At 64.8% G+C, this 4,270-nt stretch carries 5 protein-coding genes; 1 reads left to right on the forward strand and 4 read right to left on the reverse strand.

All coding sequences use genetic code 11. The features are described from left to right. From KA184_16785 to KA184_16800, 4 genes are all read right to left on the reverse strand, one after another. Positions 1 to 334 (reverse strand): Rrf2 family transcriptional regulator (locus KA184_16785; protein MBP8131237.1); only part of this gene is annotated, 334 nt, incomplete at its 3' end. A 75-nt stretch (positions 335 to 409) separates the two neighbouring features. Then, positions 410 to 1,708 (reverse strand): hydroxylamine reductase, encoded by a 1,299-nt coding sequence (gene hcp, locus KA184_16790; GenBank protein MBP8131238.1) that lies wholly within the window; start codon positions 1,706 to 1,708, stop codon positions 410 to 412. Between the two features lie 108 nt (positions 1,709 to 1,816). Then, positions 1,817 to 2,581 (reverse strand): DUF434 domain-containing protein, encoded by a 765-nt coding sequence (locus KA184_16795; protein MBP8131239.1) that lies wholly within the window; start codon positions 2,579 to 2,581, stop codon positions 1,817 to 1,819. A gap of 28 nt (positions 2,582 to 2,609) precedes the next feature. Further along, positions 2,610 to 3,128: a hypothetical protein gene (locus tag KA184_16800; protein ID MBP8131240.1), complete on the reverse strand. Its 519-nt coding sequence runs from the start codon at positions 3,126 to 3,128 to the stop codon at positions 2,610 to 2,612. A 178-nt stretch (positions 3,129 to 3,306) separates the two neighbouring features. Between KA184_16800 and KA184_16805 the strand changes: the two genes are divergently transcribed. After that, positions 3,307 to 4,270, forward strand: a 964-nt coding sequence (locus tag KA184_16805) for a sulfatase-like hydrolase/transferase (GenBank protein MBP8131241.1), incomplete at its 3' end; no start/stop codon positions are given.

Below are 4,270 nucleotides of genomic sequence, written 5' to 3' on the forward strand. Positions count from 1 at the left end.
CTTGCAGTTCATGCATGGCGTGGTGGAAGGCGCACACATCCTTCAGGTCGTCGTGGGGGGCGCAGTAATCGCCCAGGAATCTGCCTTGGCACGCTTCCACGATTTCGAGTAACTGGATTTGGCGCGGGTCGCGCGCCAGGGTGACACCGCCGCGCGTTCCGCGGTGTGACTGTAATATGCCAGCTTTCACGAGCTGGGTGTGTATCTTGGAGAGATACGTGGTCGATGCGTCCAGGCGGCGCGCCATGTCCTGCGGCGAGACCGGCGCGTCCCGCTCCAGTTGGGTCATGAGCACCAACACCTGAATCGCGGTAATAGAAGTCTTCGTCAGCATACGGCGTCCCTTGCGCGGGGGCCTGTCCGTGCAGACCCCCGCGGGTCAAACCGCCAAATCACAGTACGGCGGAGTCTACGCCACGGAGAGCGCGGCCTCCACGTCAGCCCGAGGATCGGAACCGATAGGCGCCAGCTCGAATTTCTCGACGAGCACGTTCAACACGTTGGGCGTGACGAACGCGGGCAGCGCCGGGCCGAGCTTGATCCGTTTCATGCCCAGGTGCAGCAGTGTGAGCAGCACGGCTACCGCCTTCTGCTCGAACCAGCTGATTTCGAGCGTGAGCGGCAGGTCGTTCACGCCGCACTCGAACGCATTGGCGAGCGCGAGCGCGACCTGGATCGCGCCGTACGCGTCGTTGCACTGGCCCATGTCGAGCAGGCGCGGCAACCCGGCGACCGTGCCGTAATCGTAATCGCGGATGCGGAACTTGCCACAACCGAGCGTGAGAATCAGCGTATCCTGCGGCGTGTTCCGCGCGAATTCGGAGAAGTAGTTGCGACCGGGCTCCGCCCCGTCGCAGCCGCCGATGAGGAAGAAGTGGCGAATCTGGCCCGACTTCACGGCGGCGACGACTTTGTCCGCAATGCCGAGAATCGTGGTCCAGTGAAATCCGACGGTCGAGGTCTTGATTGCAGTGGGCGTCAAGGGCCCGATTTCGAGAGCGCGCCGGACCACGGCGGAGAAATCGCGGTTCCTGATGTTCGTGGCTCCGGGCACGGCCGTTACGCCCGTCGTGTAAAAACGATTCAGGTAGGTGTTCGTCTCGAAGGGGATGAGCACGCAGTTGGTCGTCGCGACGATGGGCCCGCCGAACGTCTCGAATTCGCGCCGCTGTTTCTGCCACGCGCCGCCGAAATGCCCCACGAAATGGGGATACCGTCGCAGGCCGGGATACATGTGGGCGGGCAGCATTTCGCCGTGCGTATACACGTTGATGCCCGTGCCCTGAGTCTGTTCCAGAATATCGCGCAGGTCCACGAGGTCGTGGCCCGTGACCAGGATGCCGGGGCCTTCCTGGACGCCTTCCTTCACCTCGGCCGGCCCCGGCTGGCCGAATGTCTCGACGTGCCCGTCGTTCAACAATTGCATGGTCTTGTAGTTCATGCGCCCGCACTCAAGCACGAGTCCGAGCAGGCTGTCCATGTCGAAATTGACGTTCGTCATCGTGGCAAACAGGGCTTCGTCGATGAAGGCCTCGACCTCGGGGTCCGTCTTGCCGAGCCGGCGCGCGTGCGCCTTGTAGGCCGCCATGCCCTTGAGCCCGTACAGCAGAATCTTCTGTAAGGACTCCATGTCGGGACTCTTGCCACAGACGCCCTGCGAGACGCAGCCCGTGCCACGATACGTCTGTTCACACTGGTCGCAATACATGCTGCTCATACTTCTGGTTACTCCATGAGGGGTGCAGCGCCTGGGTGCCGCCGTCCCACCAAGTCCGGCGTTGCAAGCGCTATTTCGGATATAGTATATCCGTTATATCTATGAACTGCAACCAGAGCCCGGTTGTCGCTCCGGCGCATCCTGGTTCCCGGCCAATTCCAGCACTCGTGCCTCCATGCCGAGGTCGCGCAAGACCTGCGCGGTCAGGTTTGCCCAGCGCGCGGCCCGATCGAGGATCCAGCTGTCACTGGTGAGCACGATGTGGGGCGATTGCGCCAGGAGCTTGTCAGGATTGGGCGCGAGCGCGACATGCCAAGGGTACCGGGCTGCTTCGGCGTGCGCCCGCAGGAACGCCGTGAGCCGGCCGCTGTTCGAGACGGGCGCGTCGAAATACCAGAAGACCCTTTCGGGCGCGAGCGCAGCGAGCGTTTCGCCGATGCGCGCGACGGCGGGCAACGTCTCCTCGACGCGACGGTAGGAGCCGTGCAGGCTGGCCATGTCACGGATACAGCCGTCGCGCCCCCGCAAGAGCACGCCGTTCGCCAACGCGCTTTCGGCGGTAATCAGGATGTTGTAGCCGTCGACGATGAGCGATTCGCCGCGGAGGCGGTCCATGGGAACCTCGCGCGCGCGCCGCAAGGCGAGCGAGGCGTCCGAACAGGCACAGCGGTCCACGGCCATGCGTCCGCGCAGGGCGAGTTGAAAGTGGTCGCCTACGAGCTTCAACGCGGAAACACGGGAGTACTCGCGCGTGAGCAGCCAAGACAGGTCGGCCACGGCTTTGGCCAGTCTCGGGACCTGCCCGGGCGCGAACAGGCCGTCGTCCTCGGGATGCCTGCCACGATGATGTTGTTTTGAAGGCACGGTCCGGGTCTCGCGGCAGCAAGCGCGGTTACGGTTCGGGCGGAACGCCCGGGGCGTCCGGCGGCTGCGGCGCAGGCGCCTCCGCCGGCGCTTCGGCCTCGTCTGAAGCGGCGGGTTCCGCCGGTTGCGGCTGGAGCGCGGCTCCATCCTGGGCGGGAGTCCCTACTGGAGCCGCGTCATGCGCCTCCCGCGCGGGCGCTGTTGACGGTAATGGCGCAGGGGCTTCCTGCGCAGGCGCGGCGGGTGGCGCGGCAGCGGTCTCGTCCGGCGCAGAGGCTCGCTGCGGTGCGGACTCGAGGTGTTCCCACTCTTCGCGGTGCAGTTCGAGGTAGGTCAGGAGTCCGACGGCGACCTCGTCCCTTCGCCAATGCGGCGTGGCGGCGAAAGTCTCTCTCCAGGTACCGCGCTGGACGATGCCGTAGAAGTGCGGGACCTGCGAGATGTAGCTGTCCACGAAATCGCGCAGGGAGCGGCCCTGTCTCCGTTCGAGGAAATCACCGGGCGCTCGCTCGCCCACATAGGCTTTCCAGAAGGCGTCTGCTTCCATGCGCGCATTCTACCAGACGAACCCCGCGCGGCGGAACCTTGCCGCCGACCCCGGCGGAGCCGGGGCGACCCCTCTGGAACTGCCCCCCTCTGCTGGGGTTTAATGGGAAAACGCAAGGGACATTCGCCTTGCTGGGAGGTGAATTGTGAAACACACAGCCGGCAACACCGTTTCGGTCATGGGGACTATCGACAGGCGCGATTTTCTGGCTTGCCTGGGCTTGGGCGCGGCGGCGTGGGCGGCGCCGCGCGGTTTTGGCGAAAGTGCCCCCGCCCCGGGACGGCCGAACATCATTATCATTCTCGCGGACGACCTGGGCTACGCGGACCTGGGCGCGACTGGCTGTCAAGACATTCCGACACCGAACATCGACTCCATTGCGGCGGGTGGGGTGCGTTTCACGGACGGCTACGTGTCGTGCCCGGTGTGCAGTCCGACGCGCGCGGGGTTGATGACCGGCAGGTATCAGCAGCGCTTCGGCCATTGGTACAACCCCGGCCCGACGACGGAGGAACAGACGAACGTGGGCATGCCGCTGAGCGAGAAGACAATCGCGGATTGGCTGAAAGAGGCGGGTTACGTGACCGGTCTCGTTGGCAAGTGGCACCTCGGTCTTGCGCCGCAGTACCACCCGATGAAACGGGGTTTCGACGAGTTCTTCGGTTTCCCGCACGGAAGCCATTCCTATACGGATTCCAGAGCCGACACGAAGAACCCGATCATGCGCGGCACGGAGCCCGTCGAAGAGCCCGCGTATCTCACCGAGGCGTTCACGCGCGAAGCCGTGGCATTCATCCGGCGCCCCGCGGAGGCGCCCTTCTTCCTCTACCTGAGCTATAACGCGGTGCATGCCCCGATGCAGGTGCCCGAATCGTATCTGGAACGGTTCAAATCCATTGAGGACGGGACGCGGCGCACGCACGCCGCGATGTTGAGCGTCATGGACGACGGCGTCGGCGCGGTGCTTGCCGCCTTGCGCGAGAAGGGCATCGAGGAAAACACGCTCGTGTTCTTCCTAAGCGACAACGGCGGGCCCATTGCCGTGAACGGGTCGAAGAATACGCCGTTCAGCGGCGCGAAGGGCACGCTGCAGGAAGGCGGCATCCGCGTTCCGTTCTTCCTGCGCTGGCCTGCCCGGCTGA

It is taken from the genome of Candidatus Hydrogenedentota bacterium (assembly GCA_018005585.1).
GTDB lineage: Bacteria > Hydrogenedentota > Hydrogenedentia > Hydrogenedentales > JAGMZX01 > JAGMZX01.